Genomic DNA, 20,189 nt, shown 5'->3' with positions numbered 1-20,189 from the left:
GGTCATCCGGTGAACGTGATGGGGGACTGGAATCCCCAGAGAACGATGGTGGTGAGCATGTCGAGCGCGATGATCGAGACGAGGCTGGCCCGGATCGCGCGTCCCGAGCCGATGCCGACGCCTTCGGGGCCGCCGGTCGCGAAAAAGCCTTGGTAGCAATGGATCAGGACGACGGCGACGGCGAAGACCATCACCTTGATCGTCGCGGCGATGACGTCCCAGCCCAGGACGAACTGATCGAAATAGTGGTTGTAGGTGCCGGCCGGTGTGCCGTGGATGGTGGTGACGATCAGCGCGCAGGACAGATAGCTCAGAATCAGGGCGACCACGAAAGCCGGTGCGACGGCGATGATTCCGGCGATGACGCGGGTGGTCACCACGAACGGCACCGACCGCACGCCGAGCGATTCGAGCGCGTCGATCTCCTCGGAGATGCGCATCGAGCCGATCTCCGCGGTCATCCGGCAGCCGGCCTGCGCCGCGAAGCCGACACCCGCCGCGATCGGCGCCAGCTCCCGGGTCACCCCGAATGCGGAGATCAGACCGCTGAGCTGGCCCAGCGAAAGCAGGTTGAGCGCGCTGAACGCCTCGATGCCGATGGAGGCGCCCATCGCCGCCCCGAGCAGCAACATCAGCGGGACCACTCCGCCGCCGATGATGACCGAACCGCGGCCCCACGTCATATCGGTGATCACCACGATTGTCTGGCGCCGGTAGTGCCGCAGCGTGTACGGCAGCGACGACACCACCTGCCAGCCGAATCCGAGCACGAAGCCGATCGATTCGAACGGCCGCAGCGGATGGGCGCGGGCCCCGAGGCGATGCACCCATCGCAGGCCCGCGGGCGCGTACGGGGTCGCGGTCATCAGGCCATCCTCACCGGGAAGAACATGGTGACGACCTGCGTGATCGCGGTGTTGAGCACGGTGACCGCGGCGATCGACATGACCACGGCCGCGTTCACGCCGTCGGCCACACCGCGCGGGCCGCCCCCGGCTTCGAGCCCGCGCTGGCAGGCGATGATCACCACGAGGAAGCCGAAGATCAGCGCCTTGATCAGCGACACCCAGATGTCGAGGGTGGTGGTGAAGGCGCCGAAGGACTGCCAGTAACTGCCCGGCGTCACCCCGAGCGCGGCGACCGCGACGGCGAATCCGGAGGCGATACCGACCGCGATGATCAGGATGTTGAGCAGGGGAGCGACCAGCATCATCGCCGCGATCCGCGGCACGACCAGGCGCTGCACCGGATCTATGCCCATGACCCGCATGGCGTCGACCTCCTCGCGCACGGTCCGCGCGCCCAGATCGGAGGCGATGGCCGCCGAACCGGCGCCGCCGAGCATCATCGCGGCCGCCATCGGCGCGCCCTGTTTGATCACCCCCAGCCCGCCGGCCGCGCCGATCATCGAATCCGCGCCGAGTTGCGACACGATATTGCCGACCTGGGTGGAGACGATGACGCCGAACGGAATCGCCATCAGCACACTGGGAATCGCGGTGACCTTGATCAGAAACCATGCCTGCGTGAGGGTTTCGCGCGTCTGAAAGCGCATCCGCACCGCATCGCCGAGGGCTACCCCGATCGCGTGGGAGCCCATCTGCAACGCTCTGCCGAGCGTGGCGAGACTCGACAGCACCGTGTCGGAGAAGTTGCGGCGCAGCACTTGCGTCGCCCTGGGTTCCCGTCCCCCGAGGTGTACATCCAGATCAGTGGTCGACATCGAACCTCCGTCCGCCGAACCATGCGGCAGAACGTACCATATGATCTGGACCACATTCCAGACACCAATCCAGATAGGTGCTCTGATCTGTGGGCACGGGTCGGCGATCCGCCGGTGAAGGGGAAAAGCGCGTGCCGTCCAGGCGGTTTCAGTGCAGGGGAAGCCAGCCCGGCCACTGCCGCGGGCCTTCGTCGCCGCGGAGGCAGGCCAGCCGCCACCGCGCCTGGTCGCGGTGCACCGGGTCCGTGCCGGCGGCGCGGACGGCATCCATCGTCATCCGGAACTCGAGGATGTCGCGCAGCAGGAAGAACCCCGGCCACCGCATGACGTCCAGATGGTAGGTATCGCAGAACCGGGCGTATTGCGCGCTGGTGATCCAGCCCAGTGAGGCGTAGGCGATCGCGGTCGGCACCAGATCCCATTCCGGCGGGCCGATCGACAGGTTCTCCAGATTCAGCATCAGCACGTCGTCGTCGACGGTGGCGGCGAAATCGCGGCCCCATGCCTCGCCGTGGATGACGCACCACTGCATCCCGTACGGCAGATCCGCCCAGCGCCCGCGCAATTCGGCGAGATGGTCGTGCAGCCAGCGCCGGTCCTCGCCGGTGAACAGATCGGCGGTGTCGATCAATTCGGCGATTCCGCGAAACGGCTGCAGCTGGCCGAGGGTGAACGTCGTCGGCGGCGCCAAGCTGTGCAATCGGAGCAGCGCCGCGGCCATATCGTCCACGGCGCCGTGGTGGTACAGCGGCGGAGCCTGCCAGAAGGTCACCGTCCGGCCCTGTATCTCGAGCGGTTGCCGCACGTTGGGCAGGGTGTGCAGGGTGGCGACGCCGGATGTGGTGAGCCAGTGCGCGGCCTCGATCTCCCGGCGCGCCTCGGGGCGATGATCCGGGTGGCTGATGCGCACCACGACTCCGCTGGGCAACCGGTAATCGGTGCCCGCGCCGAACCGCACCTCCTGGGCGCCCCCCGCTTCCATGCCGGCACTCAAACATGCGGCGCGCAGAACCGACAGATTCCCGTTTCCAGCCAGCTGTGCGGTCATGCGCATACCCGAGTTCCTGCCGAATCCCTCGTCCTTGCTCTCATTGTGCTCGATCGGCGGACCACCCGACGCGGTTTCGGGCAACCTTCTGGTTACCGATTGCTGAGGCTGAGATCACGTTCGCTCGGTCGGAGACTGCCTCACATCCCTGTTAGGGTTCTAACCGGAGATTCACTCCGCTTCCGTCTCGTGGGGAGGAACCACCCGTGGCGCGCGTCAAATCCCGCCCGCACTACAACGTCGTCTTCGCGGTGCTGCTGCTCGGCATCTCGGCGTACGCATTGCTGCAGTCGATGGTCGTTCCGGTGCTGGCCTTGCTGATTCCGGCCCTGCACACCACACAGAGCACCGCGACCTGGCTGATGACCGGATATCTGCTCTCGGCCTCGGTGGCGACGCCGATTCTCGGGCGGATCGGCGACAAGGTCGGCAAGGAACGCATGCTCGTCGTCACCCTGGTCGCGCTGACGATCGGCTCGCTGATCGCGGCGCTGACCGAGTCGGTCGGGGTGATGATCGTGGCGCGGGTGATCCAGGGCCTCGGCGGCGGCGTGATTCCGTTGGCGTTCGGCATCATTCGCGACGAGTTCCCGGCGAAGAAGCTGCACGGCGCGGTGGGTATCGCCTCCTCGCTCATCGCCGTCGGATCCGGTCTGGGCCTGGTGCTCGCGGGCCCGATCGTCGAGCATCTGAACTACCACTGGCTGTTCTGGGTGCCGATGATCATCACCGCGATCGCCGCAGTGGCCGCGATCGTATTCGTGCCCGAGTCGCCGGTGCGCAGTCCGGGCAATATCAATTGGGGCGCGGCGATTCTGCTGTCGGCCTGGCTGGTGGCGCTGCTGCTGGCGGTGAGCAAGGGCCCGTCGTGGGGCTGGAGCTCGGCGCTGACCCTGGGCTTGTTCGCGCTGGCCGTGGTGGCGGCGGCCGCCTGGATCGTAGTCGAGCTGAAATCGACCACCCCGCTGATCGATATGCGCACGATGCGGATTCCGGCGGTGTGGACGACGAATCTGGTGGCCGTGCTGACCGGCGCCGGAATGTACGCGATGATGACCTTCCTGCCGCAGCTGCTGCAGACACCCAAATCGGTGGCGGGCTACGGGCTGAGCGCCAGCATCACTCAATCCGGGCTGTACATGCTGCCGCTGTCGGTGGCGATGTTCGTGATCGGCCTGTCGATCGGGCCGCTGGCGGCGCGCATCGGGCCCAAGGCGATCGTGTTGATCGGCAGCGTCATCACCGTTCCGGCGTTTGTGATGCTCGCGGTCGGACACGACCACGGCTGGGAGATCTACCTGGCCGGTGCACTGCTGGGTATCGGTATCGGACTGGCCTTCTCGTCGATGCCGGCCATCATCGTCGCCGCGGTGCCGCCCGCCCAGACCGGGGCGGCCACCGGGATGAACGCCAACGTCCGCACCGTCGGTGGTGCGATCGGCAGTGCGATCTCGGCGGTGCTGCTGACCTCGGGCGCCGCCACCGCGCACGGTCTGCCCGCGGATTCCGGGTATTCCCGGGTCTTCTGGTTCCTGGCCGGTGTGTCCGTGCTCGCCGCGCTGGCGGCCCTGATCATTCCGTCGGTGCGCGCGCACGCGCCGCAGGCCGCCGCGGAGGAATCGGAACTTGCGGAGCAGCCGGAACTCTCGGAGCCGGAACTCGTTGCCGCGCACGACGGTAATGCGGTGGTCGCCGGAATCGCCGGTGTGTCGGCGCCGCAGGCGGTGGATATGGCGGGCGACGACCGGGCGATCGGCGGCAGCATCCGGCGGGAGAACGGCGGGTCCGTGCCGGACGTGGCATTGACGCTGATCGACCAACGCGGACACCAGGTTTCGCGCGCCACGGGTGGATCCGACGGTAGCTACCGCCTCCCCGCCCCGGCGCCCGGCAGTTATGTACTGATCGCCTCCGCCGCCGCGCATCGCCCGGTCGCCGTCACCGTCGTCGTCGGCGCGGTGGCCCAGACCGTCGATCTGACGCTGCCGAGTTCCGGGGAGCTCACCGGCACCGTCCGCCGCGCCGGCGACGGGAAACCCGTTGCGGGAGCGACGGTTACCCTCACCGATCCGCGCGGGGAGGTGATCGGGGCGGCGGTCACCGGCGGCGACGGCGGCTTCCGCTGCGGCGGTGTCGCGTCGGGCTCCCACACTCTCGTCGTGGTCGCCGACCGGATGCACCCCACCGCCGTCACCCTCACCATCCCCGACAGCGGACTGCTGCACCACGACGTCGACCTGGAACCGATGGCAACCCTGGCCGGAGCCGTGGAGGCGCACGGCAAGGCGGTCGCCAACGCGGAGGTGACCGTCCTGGATGCGAGTGGCGACCGGATCTCCACCGCCCGCACCGACGGCAACGGCCGCTATGTGGTCTCGGACCTGCCGGCCGGTCACTACACGGTGGTGGCGCGTGGATATCCCTCGGTGAGCAGCACCGTCACCGTCGGCGCGGGCCGGATCACCCACGATGTGGAGCTCGCCTACGACGAATCGGCATCCGTGGGCTGCGGCTGATCAGGCCTCGATCTGCGGGTGCAGCCGGTTCACCGACCACACTCGTTGTCTGCGGACGACGAGTGTGGTCGCACCCAGGAAGAGGACGAGGAATCCGGCCAGCACGATCAGGTCGCGGACGAGGTTGCCGGTGAGCCCGCCGGAGATGCCGACGCGCAGACCGTCGACGACATAGGTCATCGGGATGAGCGGATGGATGGCCCGGAACGGGGCCGGGGTGGTTTCGATCGGATAGAGGCCACCGCATGCGGTGAGCTGAATGATCAACAGCGCCAACGACAATGCCTCACCGATCGCGCCCAGCGCGACGCGCAGGAAGTGATCGATCGCCACGAATGCCGCCGCGGCCAGAATCAGCAGTCCACCCACCCAAACCGGATGCAGCGGATCGAGTCCGAGCCCCAGTTGTACGACGAGGTAGAGCAGCAGCCCACCGGCCGCGGCGATCAGGGCGACCGGCAGCCATCCGGCCGCGGCGACCGTGAGCGCGCCGACGCGCCCAGCCAGTGCGCGCAGGTTGAGCGGGCGGATGAACAGGTAGGCGAGCAGGCCGACCACCCACAGCGCGATCGCGAAGAAGAACGGTGCGAATCCGCGCCCGTACACACCGGCGGGATGCAGGTTGTCCATGGTGATGCCGACGGGTGAACCGAGGACGTCGGCGGCCTTGGCCGTCTGCTCGGGGCTGGTGTCCGGAATCTTGGTGACGGCGCCGTCGACCACGCGGGTGATGTCGGCGGCGCCGGAATTGAGCTGATCCGCACCCGTCTGCAGCGTCCTGCTGCCCGCCTCGAGCGCGCCGAGCCCGGCGCCGATCTGCGCAGCCCCGCCGCCGATGGTGCGCGAGGCCGCCGTCAGTGCCTGCAGGGGTGCGGCGGCCCCGGCGACGGCCTGGCCGACCGTCCCTGCGCTGCTTTGCAATTCGCTCGCCTGCTGGGCGGCTTGCTGCGCGGAGGTCTGGGCCTGGTCGGCGGTGGTGTTCGCGGCGGTGGCGGTCTGGGCAAGGGCCTGCGCGTTGCGGCGAGCGGTGCTCAGCAGGGGATCGAGCGCGAATTCCGGGTGGGCGGCGGCGAATTGGTCCAGCGCGGTCGAGCCCTGGGTGGCGGTGCGGCTGACGATGCCGGTGGCGTCGCGGACCAGACTCAGACTCTGCGCGGCGGCCGAGCTGGCGTTGGCGACCGTGCCCGACGCGGCGGGCAATGCGGCCACACCCGCATTCGTGATCGCGGTGATCGCCTGATCGGCGCGGGTACCGGCGTCGGCGAGTTGCCCGACGCCCTCGGTGATCGATCCGGCGCCGGCCTGGGCGGCGGTGATGCCCTGGGTGAGCGCGGCGCTGCCCTGTTGCGCGAGCACTGTCCCGTCGAGCAGTTTGTGCGCGCCGACCGAGGCGATCTGCAATTGCTGTTTCACCTGGGACAGATCGCCGTAGATGGCGGTGGCGTAGGCGGCGTGCGCGGCGGTGTCGATCTGGCTCTGCAGTTCGGTTTTCGCGGTTTGCGCGACGATGCCCACGATGTAGTTGTTCGCGTCGTTGAGCGTGATTCCCATGGTGGCGCGTTCGGGGATCGGATTCTGCGCGGTGGCCAGTTTGTGGCTGAAGTCCGGCGGCACGGTGATCGTGAAGTAGTAGCGGCCGTGCCGCAGACCGTCCAGCGCCTCGTCGGCGTCGACGAAATTCCAGGCGAAGGCTCCCGACGCCTGCAGTTGCTGAGTGAATTGCTTTCCGGCATCGATCATCTGGCCGTTGGCGACCGCGGGCCGGTCCTGGTCGACCACGGCGACCGGAATGCGGTCGGTGCGCCCGTAGGGATCCCAGTTCGACCATAGATACAGCGACCCGTACAGCAGCGGAATCATCGCCAGCCCGACCGGGACCAGTCGGCGCATCGGTGCCCGGAAGCGGAGAAATTCCAACAGGGCCAGGCGAACCGCGGTCATCGCTCACTCCTCCGGAAGGGGGATCTGATCTCGCTCGGTCGGGTGCGGCAGGTCGATCACCGCGACGGAATCGTCGAGGGACGGCGGCGGAATGGTTGTCGTCGCGATGACGGTGCAGCCCAGTCCGGTGAGGATGCGCAAGGCGTCCCACAGCCGTTCGACATCCGTGTCGCCGCAGCCGCGTTCCACATCGTCGACGACGATCGCGGCCGGCTGTTCGGCGGCCGCCAATGCCACCGCGAGCAAGGTCTGCTCGTGCGGCGGCAGTTCGGCCACGGTCGCCGTCGTGGGCGCGTCGACATCGAGCATGGTCAGCGCATCGCGGATGGCGGCCCTTCCGATGCGCGGGCCGCCGATCATCGTCCGCTCGGTGACGATATCGCCGACACGCAGTTCGTCATCGAGGCCGACCGCCGGCTCCGCCCGCGCCACCGCGACGAGTTGCCGCACCCGCGCGCCGTCGGCGGGCAGGCGATAACCGCCCACCGCGACACTGCCCGCCACCAACCGCATCCGTCCGGCCAGCGCCAGCAGCAGCGAGGTACGGCCGGATCCCGAGGGCCCGGCCACCACACCCAGTTGACCGGCCGCGACATCCACCGACACTCCCGCGAACGCGCATCCCCGTGCTCCGCGAGCCGTGATGCCGCGCGCGATGATCTCTACACCGTGGAAAGCCATCGGGGCGAGACTAACCCGCGCGCCCCGGTCCCCGTCCGCAGCGACATCCCCGCCGTTCAGCCCAGCACCACGAACAGCACCACGATGACGATCAGCACGATGACCATGGTGACGATGAGCAGGAGCGGGCTCTTGCGGTTGGTCACCGGCGAGTCGCTCAGCGAGACGTCCTCGCGCTCGGGATTCGCGGGCCGGCTCTGGTCGTCGAATCGTTCGGACATCGAGCACCTCCGGGTCTGCTGGCGGTCGCTGCGTAATACCCGGGCCGCCGGTCGGCAAACGCGCCGCTAGTCCGGGGTCTTCGCTGCCGGGATGCGGGTGTGCACGGTGAGTAACAGATGGTCGAAAGCGGTGATGTGCTCCGGCGGAGGCGGCGCGACCAGGGGAAGTTCCTCGATGATCTGCGCGGCCAGGTCGCGAAGTTTGGTGTTGGTTTCCTGGGACCGCCACGCCAGCACCTTGAAGGCCTGTTCGGCGTTGATGCGGTACATGCGCATCAGGACACCCTTGGCCTGTTCGATCACCGCGCGATTCTCGATCACGTCGGGCAGGGCGGCCGAGAGAATTTCGCGTTCGTTCTCGGCGAGCGTGTCGGTGAGGTCGATGTAGAAGCCCGCGGTGGCGGCGACCTGCCCGGCGTCGTCGTAGATGCGATCGGCGACGACCATCACGTTGTGCACATTGCCCGCGGTATCGACGAACCGATGCCGGCTGGAGAACGATTCGCCCAGCTCGACCGCTCGGGTGATGGTCTTGGCGACCTCCTCGCGGTCGTCCGGATGTTTGTGCGCGAGCAGCAGTTCCGTGGTCGGGACGACGCCGCCGGGGGTGTAGCCGTGCATGCGGTACACCTCCTCCGACCATTCCCAGCGACGGGTGGCGAACCAGAACCGGAACGACCCCACGCGGGGGATATCGCGGACGGTGTCCGAGATGGTCTCGGGTGTCGCGTGGTTGCGAAGCGGATCGGTTCTATGCACGAGCATCATTATGTTCGGCCGCCAGGCATCCTGCCGTTGTTCGAACGCACAGTGGACTGAACCGTTCGTTTTCCGTCCTGAGGTTGCCCTATCGCGGGAAAAACGCCGGTCCAGCGGTCAGCCGGCGAGCGCCATGGCGGGCGAGCGCCCGTAGTGGCGACGGTAGAGCGCGGCGAAGCGACCGGGGTGGCCGAAACCCCACGCGGCGGCGATCGTGGCGACGCTGTCGCCGTCGTCGGCACTGCCCGCGATCAGATCTTCGTGGGCGCCGCGCAGCCGCATGCGCTTCAGGTACGCGGTCGGGGTCGTATCCAGGTGCCGTCGGAAGGCGATCTGCAGCGCCCGCACGGTGACATACGCCGCCGCGGCGATGTCGGTCACCGCGATGTCCTCGTGGATGTGCGATTCCATGTAGGCCACCGCGCGGCGCACGGTCAGCGGATGCGCGTCCCGGCGATCGAGCGGGGTCGGCTCGAGGCCGGCCGTGTTCGGAAACGCGTGCAGTACGGTCGCGGCCAGATATTGCGACGCCGTGGCCGCCACCAGCGGCGGCACGTCACCGTCATAGGAGGCGGCGAGCTGCTGCATATGTGAGATGACCGCGGTGAGCCGATCGCCCGCCTCGGGGGTCACGGTGCGATGGCCCGAGAGGGCCACCTCTCCGGTATCGGGCCGATTCGCCGAGGCGACTCTGCCGAGTAGGGACGGATCGAACATCGTGATGGTGAAGTTGGCCTGGTGGACGACACCGGAGTACGGCAGATCCGGCGGGGTCAGAATTCCGATCTCGCCCGGCCCGAACGTGTCGTTGCCCGCATCGACGTACTCTTCCTCGACCCATCCGGCCTCCACCCCGATCAGGCAGATCTTGTTGAGCGGATCGGCGTCGTAGCTCATATCGAATCCGAGTTCGAGCCGGTCGAGACTGACCGGGCCCAGCATGTCGCGCGCGATCCGGCTGCGGACCGGCACTTCCGTGGCGTTGCCGATCTCCATGGTCGTGTAGTTCCGATTCAGAAATTGCTCGGTGGCAGCCAAGCTCTCGCTGTCGAACTCTACTGTCATCGGTCGGTGATCCTCCGCTGTGCCACTGCCACGCCACCGCCCCGGTCACGTTCGCCTATGACGGGGTGCGTCGTACGGACATAAAAGCCTACTTGTCCATAGTGTTTCCCCGGCGCGCGTTGTGTCACCCGACGGTGACGTGATTCTCGAGGCGGTAACGAATTCGCCCCGGAAACGATCAGAGGAGGGACGCCAGCGGGCTGCGATGCAGGTCACGGCGCAGGTGCGCGACGTCGTCGCAGACGAATGCCGCGCCGTCGGCCTCCAATTCGCCGCGGGAGATACCGCCGCTCAGGACACCGATCGCCGCCACGCCGAGCTTGGTGCAGGCGCGCATGTCCCAGACCGTATCGCCGACGAACACCGCTCGCTGCGCCGTGACACCGGCCCGGTCCAGGGCCACCCGGACGATGGTCGGATCGGGTTTGGCCGTCTCCACGTCTTCGGCGCCGGTCACCGCGTACAACACCGACTCGCTGTCGAGCAGGTCGCGCAGCCGGGCCAATTCGTCCGGCGGCGCCGACGTGGCGAGGACGACGCGCAGGCCCGCCTCGTGCAGATGGCGCAGGATCTCGCGGGCGCCGGGCAGCAGGGTCAGTTCACCGGCGCGCTCGAGGTAGTAGCGGCTGTGCAGGTCGCTGGCGGTATCGGCGGTCTCGCTGGCGAGATCGGGGGCGAGGGTGCGCAGCAGTTCGTCGCCGTCCATGCCGATGCTGCGGTGGATCCGCCAGGTCGGCACATCGGCGTCGACGTCGCGGAAAGCTCGATGCCAGGTCACGGCATGCAGATAGTTGGAGTCGACGAGCGTGCCGTCGATGTCGAAGAGGACGGCTGCGGGTTCGGGCACGGCATCTCCTTCTCTCCTGTACCAGCCTGCGTGACGAGCCATTCGAGAGCAGATGCCACTGTACCCAGCGTGATGCCGCCGCGGCGGCGGACATCCCCGCCGCAGCCGTCAGATGGTCACGGGACTACTTTCGCCCTCACCGGTTGCTCACCACCGGCGCGGGCTCGGAAGGCGCGCGGTCCGGCTCGTCGAAAAGAATTGCCGCGGCGCGGGTTTCGTTGCTCTCGGTCGCGCCCGCCGGATCGCGACGCAACCAGCGCGGTGCCCACCAGCAGGCATCCCCGAGCAGGCGCATCGTCGCCGGAACCAGCAGCACCCGCAGAATCGTCGCGTCGATGAGCAGGGCGGCGACCATGCCGAACGCGATGTACTGCATCATCACCAGATCCGACAGCGCGAATGCGCCGGTGACGACCAGCAGGATCAGCGCGGCGGCGGTGATGATGCGCCCGGTGTGGGCGACGCCGGCGCGAATCGCCTCGCGGGTGGACGCGCCCGCGGCCCGCGCCTCGACCATGCGCGAGAGCAGGAATATCTCGTAGTCGGTGGACAGCCCGTAGATCACCGACACGATCACCACCAGCACCAGCGCCATGATCGGCTGCGGGGTGAAGCCGAGCGGTCCGGCGCCGTGCCCGTCGATGAAGATCCAGGTGAGGATGCCGACCGTGGACCCGAGCCCGAGCAGGTTCAACGCGCCCGCCTTCAACGGCAGCACCAGTGAGCGGAAACTCCATGCCATCAGGGCGGTGGTGGCGAGGAAGACGAGGGCGACCACCAGCGGTATCCGGTCCACGAGTGCGTCGATACTGTCCTTCTCGATGGCGGGCTGACCGCCGACGAGCAGGGTGGCGCCCTTCGGCAGTGGCATCGAGCGCAGGTAGTCGATCGCCGCATCCTTGTCGGCCGTGGATGCGAGCACGGTTTGCGTGGTGAATACGCTCGACTGCGCGGGCCGTTGCAGCCAGGCGGGGAAGGGCGCCGCGAGTCCCGGGGCGTGGCCGGCCTCGGCCAGCACGGTCTCCTTTGCGGCGGGATCGTAGGTGATCAGCACCAGATCGATCGGGTTGATGCGGCGCAGCGGGAAGATCTCGTCGAAGTGCTGCTGCGCCAGTCGCGTCGGATGATCCGGTGGCAGGAAGCGCTCGTTGATGGCGCCGAAGGCCAGGTCCCGGATCGGCGCGATCAGCACCAGCAGTCCGATGACCACCGAAACCGCCACGAACAGCGGCCTTTTCATGACGCGGTCGGCGATCCGCCCCCAGAGATTGTCCGGAACCCGGCCCGGCGGTGTGGTCCGGCGGAACCAGGACACGCCGAAGCGGTCCACCCGATGGCCGAGCACCGCCAGCATCGCGGGCAGCAGTGTGATCGAGGTGAACGCGGCCAGCGAGATGGTGATGATGGCGCCGTAGGCGAACGAACGCAGAAAACCCTGCGGGAACACCAGGATTCCGGCGGCGGCCACGGCCACGATGGTGGCCGAGAACACCACGGTGTGGCCCGCGGTCGCCACGGAACGGCGCACCGCGTCGTCGACGTCACGACCGTCGGCGAGTTCGTCGCGGAACCGGCTCAGCACGAACAGCCCGTAATCGATGGCCAACCCCAGCCCGACCATCGAAACCACCGGCGAGACGAAGGAATTGACCTCGGTGACCGTGGTGAGCAACCGGATGAGGCCCCAGGCGCCGAGCACGGTGAGCCCGCCGACGATCAACGGCAGCGCCGCGGCCACCACGCCGCCGAAGAGGAAGAACAGCAGCACCGCCACCGCGGGAATCGCGAACAGCTCCATGCGCTGCTGATCGTGGGCCATGGTGTCGTTCAGCGCGCCGGCCACTGCCTGCCCGCCGGCCACCTCCATATTCACGCCGGGAACGTCGAAGGCGTGCGCGACGGCTCGGAAGTTGCGCATCTGCTCGGTGGGGTTGTCGCCGTGGATGGCGATGGAGGCGAAGGCGTGCTCACGGTCCGCGGAGCCGAACATATCCGGAAGCGCCACACCCGTTGCGGTGGGCCAATATGCGGCGTTCACCCGATCGATCTGCTGCGGGAACCGCTTCGGCAGACTGTCCAGGCTCGCCACGATCGGCGCGGCGAAGGCCGGATCGTCGATCGTCGTGCCGGGCGGGGCGTGATACAGCACGACCACATCGGCACTGTGGTCGCGCCCGAAGATCTCCTCGTGCACGTGCGCGGCTCGCACCGATTCCGAGGACGGATCGTCCCAGCCGCTGGAGCTCAGATGTTCGCCGAGGCCGAGCCCGTACCAGCCGAGGGCGAGCAGTCCGGCCACCAGCACACCGATCACCGTGAACCGCCGGCGCAGCACGAGATCGGCCCAGTGATTCGATTCGGCGGACAAGTGCCGGCTCCCAACTGTTTGCGCGGATCGGTTCGGCTGTCGTTTCGCGACGCTCGTCGCGAGACCGGGCCTGCGGTTTCGGCGGAATTTCCGGAAATTAACCGCCGCGTTGTCGTGGGGACAGCAGGCAGCTGCCTCGAGAAAATGAGCGTTCGAGGAAAGATAGGACGCTTTACGCGCGAATTCGGTCGGCGTACAGCAATTTTCCGACGGATCATAATCGCGGCGCGGAAGTCTTGTGAGCGGTGAGCAAAGCCCGGCGCCGCACCGGGTGGAAACGCCGTGGACTGTATCGAATAGCGTTGCGTCCTAACGATTTCAGAGACCGATCGGTCGGCGTGGAACATATCGCTGCGGCGGCTGGGTGGGTTCACAAAACCGTCGCGCGCGGTTGGTTGGAGGGTCCAAAAGTGGGGTGAATCTCTTCCATCTCCGATCACGGTCAATAGCGTGGGCGCCATCGGTCACATGCCCAGGACCGCAGAGAGACGAGTGAGTCGCCGAGATCAGCCGGTGGCCTCTGAACGCGAGACCGGAGGATATTCGTGTCGGATATTGCAATTGTGGGTATCGGCTGTCGATTCGCGGGCGGAATCGACTCGCCCGAGACATTCTGGGACTTCGTGGTCGACAAGCGCGACGGCGTGGTCGAGATGCCGGCGGATCGATGGGACTACCGCAGGTACTACGACCCCGAGCCCCGCACCCCGGGCCGCAGCTACACCAAGCGCGGCGCCTTCATGACCGCCGACCCGTGGCAGTTCGACCCCGACTTCTTCGGGATCTCCCCGCGTGAGGCGACGGTGCTCGACCCGCAGCAACGCCTCATGCTGGAGGTGACGTGGGAGGCGCTCGACGACGCCGGGATGGCCGGGCGTGCGGCCGGTTCCTCGGTCGGTGTGTACGTCGGCGGATTCGTGGTCGACCAGTCCGTGATCGGCGTGGTCGGGCCGGCGCTGTTCCACACCGATATGCACACCCCGGCGAGCGCGTCCTACACGATGCTGTCGAATCGAATCGCGTACGCGCTCAATCTGGTCGGGCCCGCGCTCACCGTCGACACCGCGTGTTCGTCGTCGCTGGTCGCGTTCCATCTGGCCTGCCAGGCCCTGGACAACGACGACTGCCGGGTGGCCCTGGCGGGCGGCGTGAACGTGATGCTGCAGCCGGAAACCTTCGTGCTGATGTGCAAGGGCGGGTTCCTCGCCGCCGACGGCCGCTGCAAATCCTTCGACGCCTCCGCCGACGGATACGGCCGTGGCGAGGGCGCCGGCATGGTGGTGCTGAAGAAGCTCGACGACGCCGTGCGTGACGGCGACCGCATCTACGCGGTGGTCAAGGCCACCGGCTCGAATCAGGACGGGCGCACCACCGCCATCACGGTGCCGAATGTCGATTCCCAGGAGGCGCTGGCCCGCACCGTCTGCGAACGTTCGGGCCTGGCGCCGCAGTCGATCACCTATCTCGAGGCGCACGGCACCGGAACCCTCGTCGGCGACCCGGTCGAATTGCGCGCGCTCGGAAAGGTTTTCGGTGCCCCCACCGGACGCACCGAATCGGTCGGCGTGGGGTCGGTGAAGGCGACGATCGGCCACACCGAGGCCGCCGCCGGAGTCGCCAGCGTGATCAAGGCCGCGCTCGCCATCAAACACCGCACCCTGCCCCCGCAGGGCTGGCTGGACAAGCAGAATCCCGACATCCCCTTCGAGGAACTCGGCCTGCACGTGCAGACCGAGGCGCAACCGCTGCCCGCCGACGCCGGCCCGATGTCGGTGGCGGTCAACGGTTTCGGCTACGGCGGAACCAACGCGCACGCGATTCTGCAGGAGTATGTCGGTCCCGCACCGGCGTCAGCAGGATCGCACCGGCATCTCGGCATTCTGCCCATCTCGGCTCGCAGCACCGCCGCGGCCCGCGCGCTGGCCGGACGATTCGCCGATCTGATCACCGCGGGGGCCGACCCCGATCATCTCGCCGAGGCGGCCTGGACGCGGATGGCGCACCACGCGTTCCGCACCGGCGTGCTGATCGGTGACTCCACCGAGGAGCTGGTGCGGGAGCTGCGCGGCTACGCGGCGGGCGAGGGGCGCGATGCCTCGCGCACCATCGTCTCGCGTGCGCCCGAACCGGTGTTCGTGTTCTCCGGAATGGGCCCCCAGCACTGGCGGATGGGGCGGGAACTGCTCGCCGCCGGTGGCGTGTTCGCCGACACCGCGGCCGAGATCGATGCCGAGTTCCAGGCCCTGGCGGGCTGGTCGATCGTCGACGAATTGCGCAAGCCGGAGGGCGAATCCCGGGTCACCAGTACCGAAGTCGCGCAACCGGCGAACTTCCTCGTCCAGGTCGGCCTCGTGCGCGAGCTCGAGCAGTACGGCATCACCCCGGCCGCCATCGTGGGCCACAGCGTGGGCGAGGTGTCGGCGGCATATGTGAGCGGCATGCTGTCGCTGCGCGACGCCGTCCGCGTGGCCTACCATCGCGCCCGCCTGCAGGCGACCACCGCCGGCACCGGCGGCATGCTCGCGGTGGGACTGCCGAAGGACAAGGCCCTCGAACTGATCGGCGACGACCCGGGTATCGATATCGCCGCGGTCAACAGCCCCAGCGCGGTCACCCTCTCCGGCGATGTCGGACGGCTGGACCTGCTGGCCGAAAAGCTCACCGAGGAGGGCGTTTTCGCTCGCCGTCTGCGCGTCGAGGTGCCTTACCACAGTCGCCTGATGGAACCGATCGAAGCCGAATTGCGTTCGGTGCTGGCCGATCTCGCGCCGCGGACCCCGACCGTGCCGCTGTATTCGACGGTGACCGGTATGCGGGTCTCCGAGGCCGATTGGGACGCGTCCTACTGGTGGTCGAACGTTCGGCGGCCGGTCCGGTTCTTCGATGGCGTCGGCGCCCTGATCGGCGCGGGTCACCGGATCTTCCTCGAGATCGGTCCGCATCCGGTGCTCTCGGGCAATATTCGCGAAGCCCTGCTCGGCGCCGATGTGCAGGGGACGACGGTGCCGACGCTGGACCGCGAACAATCCGACGCCGACAGTCTACGCCGCACCCTGATCGGCCTGCACGCCGCGGGCGTCCTCGACCGCGATCTGCTGTTCCCGCCCGATCGCCCGGCCACCCCGCACCTGCCGCTGCCGCGCTACCCGTGGCAGCGCACCCGCCTGCACTCCGCGCTGCCGCTGTTCGAACAGGCCCGGCTCGGCACGCCCGGTGGCTACGCCATGCTCGGCGATCCCGATGTCGAAGGCCGGCCGGAATGGCTGCTGCAGGTCGGCACCGAATTGCTGCCGTGGCTGTCGGATCACGTGGTCAACGGCATCAAGATCATGCCCGGCGCCGCGTATCTGGACGCGGCGCTGAGTGCCACCAAGTCGCGGATCGGCTCGGAACAGGTTGCGCTGGAAGGAGTTCGGTTCGTCGCGCCGCTCATCATGGGCGCCCCGGACGTACCGCTGGTCGCGCTGAGTATCGAGGAGGCCAGCGGCCGGTTCCTGATCAGGTCCCGCAGTGCCACCGGCACCGCGTGGACGGTGCACGCCTCCGGGCGCACCCTCACCGGCAGCCACGAGCAGACCACGGTCGCCGTTCCGGAGATCGAGGTCGGCATCGACGTCGATCCCGCGATGTTCTACACCGGCCTGGCCGCGGCCGGACTGCAGTACGGGCCGTCGTTCCGGCGGGTCACCTCGGTGCGCGTCGGCCGCGATGTGGTGGTGGCGACCGTCGACGGCGCAATCGCGGCGGATTCCGGTCATCTGGCGCATCCGGCGGTCGTGGACGCCGCCATGCAGTGTGCGGCCATGTTGTTCGCCGACGAACGCATCGACGAGGGCGTGATGGTTCCGGTCGGCGTCGGTGCGGTGCGGTTGCTCGCGGCGCTGCCCGAGACGGTGACGGTGGTCGCCCGGCGCGATCCGGACGCTCGGCTGCGTGCCGATGTGGATCTGCTCGACGCCGACCACAAATTGGTCGTCCGCCTGTCCGGCCTGCAGATCGGCGCGCTGCGGCCCGGCGACGATCCGCTGCACCGGATGGCCGACTTCTATTACGCCGAGACCTTCGAGGAACGCGATCCGATCGACCCGGCCGCGCTGGCCGAGGCCGGCTCGGTGAGTACCGTGGTGGTCCGCCTGGGCGAGACCGACCGGGCCGACCGGTTGGTGGCCGCGCTGGCGGATTCCCGTCTGCACGTGGTGGATTCGACCGGGCCCGAACTGGAGTCCGAGCTCGTCGAGCAGTTGCGCGCGGCCCGCGACGAACCGGCTCGGCGGTTGCACATCTGTGTGGTGGCCGGTGCGGTCGCCGACGACGTGGCCGACCTGTGGACGCTCAAGCGCATCGCGGTGGCGATCGCCGACTTCGTCGAACCGCCCAGCGAAAACGGCACGCCGCAAACGATTTTCGGTGACGGCCTCGTGCACTGCACCCTGGTCACCGAATCGGCCTTCGCCCTGCCCGGCAGTCCCGTCGCTCCCGATACCGGACAGGCCGCGCTGGCCGGCGCCCGGCGCGTGCTGCTCAACGAGCAGACCGCCCTGCGATGGCGGCTCGTCGACGTCGAACCCGACACCCCGATCGCCGATCTCGTGGCGGAGCTGGCGGTGCCCGGCGCCTTCTCCCTCGACAACAGCGACGAGGTGCTGCTGCGCGACGGTAAACGCTGGGCGACGGTGATCACCAAACCGCTGCCCGAGCGCCTGGAAGCCTTGGAAACCTCGGCGCCGCTGACCGATCCGGAGGCCAACTTCGAACTCGACATGCCACGTACCCGGCTGCTGTCGGCTCTGGCGTGGCGGGAATGTCCGCGGGTGGCACCGGGCCCCGGCGAGATCGAGATCCGCATGCAGGTCATCGGATTGAACTACAAGGATCCGCTGAAGGTCATCGGGCTGCTCGGCGAACGTGAGCTCGCACCGACGTATTTCGGCACCGTGCCCGGTATGGAGGGCGTCGGCACCGTGGTGCGGATCGGCCCGGGCGTGGAGGGCGTGAACGAGGGCGATCTGGTCGGTGTGGCCGCCAAGGGCATGATGCGCCGCTTCGCTGTCGTGGACCGGCAACTCGCGGTCGTCCTGCCCGAGGGCACCGATCCCGGGCACTGCACCAGCATCATCGCCTTCGGCACCGCCGAATACGCCCTGCTGGATCTGGCCCGGCTGGAACCGGGGGAGACGGTGCTCGTGCACGGTGCGGCCGGTGGTGTCGGCACCGCCGCCATCCAGGTCGCCAAGGCTCGCGGCGCCACCATCATCGGCACCGCGAGCACCCCGGAACGGCGCGCGCACGTGCTGGCGATGGGCGCGGACTACGCGGTGAACTCACGCTCGCTGAACTTCGTCGACGAGGTCGCCGCGATCACCGGCGGCGCGGGCGCGGATGTGATCGTCAGCAGCGCACCCGGTGAGATCCTGCGCCAGAACTTCAATGCCGCAGCCGAATTCGGCCGCATCGTCGAGGTGGGCAAGGCCGACATCTACACCGGCGGCCTGCTGGAACTGGCCAACTTCGACAAGAACCTGTCGTACTTCTCGATGGATCTGGACCGCCTCGTCAAGGTGAAGCCACAACGGCTCGCGGCGCTGCTGCAACGAGTGTTCGAGAAGGTCACCGAGGGCACCTACCGCCCCCTGCCGTACCACATGTTCGACACCGCCGAGGTGAGCAAGGCGTTCGAGGAGACGCTGCGCTCGTCGCGGCCGGCGCGTATCGCGCTGCGCATGGACGCACCCGAACCGCCGGTGCGCCCGTATCTGCCCGATGTCGAAATCAGCGATACCGCAACGTATCTGATCACCGGCGGGTTCGGTGGTTTCGGTCTGGCGATCGGCCGGTGGCTGACCTTGCGCGGTGCGCGACGGCTGGTGCTGGCCGGGCGGCGGGGTGCGACCACGGAGGAGGCGCGTCGTCAGCTCGAGGCGTGGCGCGCGATCGGCATCGAGATCGTCGAGGAACTGCTCGACGTGACCGACCCCGGCGCGGTCGCCGATGCCGTCGCCCGCATCCACACCGCGGACCATCCGCTGCGCGGGGTGTTCCACGCCGCGGGCGCGGTCGCGGACAACAACCTCGCCAAGATGGAACTCGGCCAGCTCGAACAGGTCTATCTGCCGAAGGTGCTGGGCGCGCAGATCGTGCACCGGGCCGTCGCCGAGGCGGGCATCGACCTCGACATGTTCGTGCTGTGCTCCTCGGGCGGCTCGATGTACGGCATCTACGGCCAATACAGTTACTGCGCGGCCAATGTCGCGGTCGAATCGCTGGCGCTGCGCTGGGCGGCCGCGGGGGAGCGGGCGTTGTGCGTCGGCTGGGGTCACCTCTCCGGTGCCGGCGGTATGGCGGCGAACGAGACCTCCGAGAAATATCTCGACCTGGTCGGATTCGGCCCGATCGATATGGGCGACGCCACCGCCTACCTGGAGCAGACCCTGCGCCTGGGCGCGACGCGGGTCGCCGTCATCCCGACCGACTGGGCCAAGCTCACCGGAACCTTCCCGCAGCTGGCTCGCACCGGTCGCACCGCCGCACTGGCCCGGGCCTCGGCGAAGGACACCTCCGAGCTGGCCCGGCTGCGCGAGGAGCTGGCCGCGATGGAGGAATCCAAGCGCGGACCGCATATCGCGCGGCTGATGGCCGGCGAACTGGCCGTTGTCATGGGCGTGGACGTCGACACCATCGATATGACGATCCCGGTGCCGGAACTGGGCCTGGATTCGCTGATGGCGGTCGAACTCGGCGCCCGGGTCACCAAGACGCTCGGCATCGACCTGATGTCGCTGCAGATGGGCCGCTCGTTCAGCCTGGAACAGGCCGGGCCGAAGGTCGCCGAACTGATCCTGGCGCACGAACCCGGTGGTGCCCAACCGGATCCGGCGGCCCTGGCCGCGGCGGTGGACGGTGCCGTGGCGAACGGTTCCCAGCCCGCGGCCGAGTCGAACGGTCACGACGCGCCGGCCGGTGCGGTCGCGGAGATGGCGGGGGTCAGCTGATGGCCAAGCTTTTCGCTACCTGCCGGTGGAA

General features: G+C 68.3%; 12 protein-coding genes. 2 read left to right on the top strand and 10 right to left on the bottom strand.

Annotated elements, in window-relative coordinates; translation table 11 throughout:
• Nucleotides 1–2: 2 nt before the first annotated feature.
• The 3 genes from C8258_RS03140 to C8258_RS03130 form a co-directional block, all read right to left on the bottom strand.
• The gene (locus C8258_RS03140; RefSeq protein WP_106953751.1) at nt 3–866 is read right to left on the bottom strand and encodes an ABC transporter permease; all 864 of its coding nucleotides are present in this window, start codon (nt 864–866) and stop codon (nt 3–5) included.
• Nucleotides 866–1,723: an ABC transporter permease gene (locus tag C8258_RS03135; protein WP_106953750.1), complete on the bottom strand. Its 858-nt coding sequence runs from the start codon at nt 1,721–1,723 to the stop codon at nt 866–868. The genes C8258_RS03140 and C8258_RS03135 overlap by 1 nt, the downstream gene beginning before the upstream one ends.
• Nucleotides 1,724–1,871: 148 nt before the next feature.
• Nucleotides 1,872–2,771 (bottom strand): phosphotransferase family protein, encoded by a 900-nt coding sequence (locus C8258_RS03130; RefSeq protein WP_146161144.1) that lies wholly within the window; start codon nt 2,769–2,771, stop codon nt 1,872–1,874.
• A gap of 206 nt (nt 2,772–2,977) precedes the next feature.
• On the opposite strand from C8258_RS03130, the gene C8258_RS03125 reads away from it, so the two are divergent.
• Nucleotides 2,978–5,287, top strand: a complete 2,310-nt coding sequence (locus tag C8258_RS03125) for an MFS transporter (RefSeq protein ID WP_106953748.1) — start codon at nt 2,978–2,980, stop codon at nt 5,285–5,287.
• Here C8258_RS03125 and C8258_RS03120 read toward each other — a convergent pair whose 3' ends face one another.
• The 7 genes from C8258_RS03120 to C8258_RS03095 form a co-directional block, all read right to left on the bottom strand.
• The gene (locus C8258_RS03120) at nt 5,288–7,228 is read right to left on the bottom strand and encodes a YhgE/Pip family protein (RefSeq protein WP_106953747.1); all 1,941 of its coding nucleotides are present in this window, start codon (nt 7,226–7,228) and stop codon (nt 5,288–5,290) included.
• 3 nt (nt 7,229–7,231) lie between these two features.
• Complete coding sequence (locus tag C8258_RS03115) at nt 7,232–7,909, bottom strand: ATP-binding cassette domain-containing protein (protein WP_106953746.1); 678 nt, start codon at nt 7,907–7,909, stop codon at nt 7,232–7,234.
• Between the two features lie 56 nt (nt 7,910–7,965).
• Nucleotides 7,966–8,130, bottom strand: a complete 165-nt coding sequence (locus C8258_RS32485) for a hypothetical protein (protein WP_158271201.1) — start codon at nt 8,128–8,130, stop codon at nt 7,966–7,968.
• Between the two features lie 66 nt (nt 8,131–8,196).
• The gene (locus tag C8258_RS03110; RefSeq protein WP_369974692.1) at nt 8,197–8,895 is read right to left on the bottom strand and encodes a PAS and ANTAR domain-containing protein; all 699 of its coding nucleotides are present in this window, start codon (nt 8,893–8,895) and stop codon (nt 8,197–8,199) included.
• Between the two features lie 111 nt (nt 8,896–9,006).
• Nucleotides 9,007–9,954, bottom strand: a complete 948-nt coding sequence (locus C8258_RS03105; RefSeq protein ID WP_106953744.1) for a helix-turn-helix domain-containing protein — start codon at nt 9,952–9,954, stop codon at nt 9,007–9,009.
• Between the two features lie 178 nt (nt 9,955–10,132).
• A complete protein-coding gene (locus tag C8258_RS03100) occupies nt 10,133–10,843 on the bottom strand; it encodes an HAD family hydrolase (protein WP_106953743.1) in 711 nt (236 codons plus the stop codon).
• A gap of 94 nt (nt 10,844–10,937) precedes the next feature.
• Nucleotides 10,938–13,169, bottom strand: coding sequence for an MMPL family transporter (locus tag C8258_RS03095; RefSeq protein ID WP_106953742.1), 2,232 nt, complete (start codon nt 13,167–13,169; stop codon nt 10,938–10,940).
• A gap of 545 nt (nt 13,170–13,714) precedes the next feature.
• Between C8258_RS03095 and C8258_RS03090 the strand changes: the two genes are divergently transcribed.
• The gene (locus C8258_RS03090) at nt 13,715–20,158 is read left to right on the top strand and encodes a type I polyketide synthase (RefSeq protein WP_106953741.1); all 6,444 of its coding nucleotides are present in this window, start codon (nt 13,715–13,717) and stop codon (nt 20,156–20,158) included.
• The last annotated feature ends 31 nt before the right edge of the window (nt 20,159–20,189 follow it).

Origin of the sequence: Nocardia sp. MDA0666 (genome assembly GCF_003023875.1) — a bacterium.
GTDB classification, from domain to species: Bacteria; Actinomycetota; Actinomycetes; order Mycobacteriales; family Mycobacteriaceae; genus Nocardia; species Nocardia aobensis.
This window is presented reverse-complemented; position numbering and strand designations above follow the sequence as displayed.

Excerpts from the sequence above, each read along its gene's own strand:
- C8258_RS03140 (WP_106953751.1), bottom strand. The coding sequence starts at position 866 with ATGACCGCGACCCCGTACGCGCCCGCGGGCCTGCGATGGGTGCATCGC.
- C8258_RS03135 (WP_106953750.1), bottom strand. The coding sequence starts at position 1,723 with ATGTCGACCACTGATCTGGATGTACACCTCGGGGGACGGGAACCCAGG.
- C8258_RS03130 (WP_146161144.1), bottom strand. The coding sequence starts at position 2,771 with ATGACCGCACAGCTGGCTGGAAACGGGAATCTGTCGGTTCTGCGCGCC.
- C8258_RS03120 (WP_106953747.1), bottom strand. The coding sequence starts at position 7,228 with ATGACCGCGGTTCGCCTGGCCCTGTTGGAATTTCTCCGCTTCCGGGCA.
- C8258_RS03115 (WP_106953746.1), bottom strand. The coding sequence starts at position 7,909 with ATGGCTTTCCACGGTGTAGAGATCATCGCGCGCGGCATCACGGCTCGC.
- C8258_RS32485 (WP_158271201.1), bottom strand. The coding sequence starts at position 8,130 with ATGTCCGAACGATTCGACGACCAGAGCCGGCCCGCGAATCCCGAGCGC.
- C8258_RS03110 (WP_369974692.1), bottom strand. The coding sequence starts at position 8,895 with ATGCTCGTGCATAGAACCGATCCGCTTCGCAACCACGCGACACCCGAG.
- C8258_RS03105 (WP_106953744.1), bottom strand. The coding sequence starts at position 9,954 with ATGACAGTAGAGTTCGACAGCGAGAGCTTGGCTGCCACCGAGCAATTT.
- C8258_RS03100 (WP_106953743.1), bottom strand. The coding sequence starts at position 10,843 with ATGGCTCGTCACGCAGGCTGGTACAGGAGAGAAGGAGATGCCGTGCCC.